Origin of the sequence: Neochlamydia sp. EPS4, from assembly GCF_000813665.1 — a bacterium.
In the GTDB taxonomy this organism is placed as follows: domain Bacteria; phylum Chlamydiota; class Chlamydiia; order Chlamydiales; family Parachlamydiaceae; genus Neochlamydia.
Genome location: NZ_JSDQ01000023.1, coordinates 1 through 2,234, shown reverse-complemented (window position 1 = coordinate 2,234; position 2,234 = coordinate 1). Strand labels below are relative to the sequence as shown.

Sequence of the window (2,234 nt, the reverse complement as noted above, 5' to 3'; positions counted from 1 at the left end):
ACCTTTGCTGTCTCAGAAAGCTTTTCTTCTAGCTTATAAATCCTATCTACAATAAGAGCCTGCTCGTTAACATTTCCTTGAGGAACATGCACTTTACCTATTTGCTTATAAAGAGGGGGCATGACTTCAGTAGCCAGCAGATGATGCCATCTTTTACAGACGCTAAATAAGGAAGGAACTACGCAAGCCTCTAAGATAGGGAGCAACAATTCATTGGGCAAGCTTTCAATAGATGTCGATGAGATAGGATGCATTTTATTTCCTTGGGTAGTGATAACTTTTCAGCATTTTTATTTTTTAAAGACAATATAAAAAAATTAAAAAAGCAAGTCAAACGAATTCGTATCCTTATCAATGAAAAGCAACTCACAAATGATCTACCACGCTTTTATTTCAGATAGATTTAAGGAAAGGGGGGAGACTTTCCAAGCATTTAGGAGCAGCCACAGGTTTTGGGGATTAAGTGATGCGGCAATTTTGGTGTGGCTAAAGGAATGAGATTGATTCTTTGCCTTAGTTGAGAAAAAACGCTCTTTTTGGTGCAATGTTTTGATTCTTCTACCGACTGATGGAATACAATACGCCAGTTTCTTCCTGTCAAGAAAGGTCGTTCTCGCAGCATAGCAATCTGCAGAAAAAGAGAGAACCTTCTTGTCGTTATAAATGTGTAGGTTAGTTTAAACTTGCTTAGTTGCCGGAAGAAAAGCAGATCAGACAGCTGCCCGATTTTTGTAGGCAGAGCGGTGAGCTAGCTTTGGCTTAAGTAAAGTCGTGTCAGCTCAGCTCACCTCAATTTAAAAAGTACTTACAACCATTCTACAATTGAAAACGCTGCCTTATTTTTTCTGGAATATCTTTCAAAGGATTTTCCGCTAATCCAAGCTCGATAAGCTGAGACAGCTGCCCAATTTCTGCAGGTAGAGCGGTGAGCTGGTTTTGATTTAAGTAAAGCCATTGTAGCTGAGCCAGCCGCCCTACTTCCGCAGGAAGGCTGGTGAGCTGGTTTTGATTTAAGTAAAGCAATTGTAGCTGAGCCAGCCGCCCTACTTCCGCAGGAAGGCTGGTGAGCTGGTTTTGATTTAAGTAAAGCCATTGCAACTGAGACAATTGACCTGTCTCTGCAGGAAGGCTGGTGAGCTGGTTTTGATTTAATTCAAGCGTTTGCAGCTTAGACAATAGACCTATTTCTGGAGGCAGGCGGATGAGCTGGTTTTGATTTAATTCAAGCCGTGTCAGCGTAGACAGCTGCCCAATTTCTACAGGCAGGCTGGTGAGCTGGTTTTGGCTTAAATCAAGCCATTGCAGTTGAGGCAGCTGTCCGATTTCTGCAGGTAAGCTGGTGAGCTGGTTTTGATTTAAGATAAGCTCTTGCAACTGAGACAATTGCTCGATTTCTGCAGGAAGGCTGGTGAGCTGGTTTTGGCTTAAGTAAAGGAGTTGCAGCTGAGGCAATTGCCCGATTTCTACAGGCAGACTGGTGAGCTGGTTTTGATTTAAGTTAAGCCATTGTAGCTGAGACAGCTGCCCGATTTCTGCAGGCAGTCCGGAGAGTTGGTTTTGATTTAAGTCAAGCCCTTGCAGCTGAGACAATTGCCCGATTTCTGCAGGAAGGCTTGTGAGCTGGTTTTGATTTAAGATAAGCCGTGTCAGCGTAGACAGCTGCCCGATTTCTGCAGGAAGGCTGGTGAGCTGGTTTTGATTTAGGTAAAGCCCCTGTAGCTGAGACAGTTTCCCGATTTCTGCAGGCAGGCTGGTGAGCTGGTTCTGGTTTAAGTAAAGCCATTGCAGCTGAGACAGTTGCTCAATTTCTGCAGGCAGTGCAGTGAGCTGGTTTTGATTTAAATCAAGCCTTTGCAGTTGAGACAATTGACCTATTTCTGCAGGCAGTGCAGTGAGCTGGTTTTGAGTTAAGTAAAGCCCTTGCAGCTGAGACAATTGACCGATTTCTGTAGGCAGGTTGGTGAGCTGATTTTGATTTGAGTAAAGCCATTGCAGCTGAGACAATAGACCTATTTCTGCAGGAAGGCTGGTGAGCTGGTTTTGGCTTAAATCAAGCGTTTGCAGCTCAGACAGCTGCCCAATTTCTGCGGGCAGACTGGTGAGCTGATTGTAGCCTAAGTAAAGATATTGCAGCTGAGACAATTGGCCTATTTCTGGGGGTAAATAAGTCAAGCCTACTCTAGATAAATCTAAAGCCGCGGTATTTTTGCAATTTTCTTCAATCCAATCTCTAA

General features: G+C 43.7%; 2 protein-coding genes. Both read right to left on the bottom strand.

All coding sequences use genetic code 11. From position 1 onward, the window contains the following. The coding region (locus DB42_RS01575) for an F-box protein (RefSeq protein ID WP_044881439.1) at positions 1–254 on the bottom strand (254 nt) is incomplete at its 3' end. Positions 255–816: 562 nt separating this feature from the next. After that, positions 817–2,234 (bottom strand): leucine-rich repeat domain-containing protein (locus DB42_RS01570; protein WP_044881438.1); only part of this gene is annotated, 1,418 nt, incomplete at its 5' end.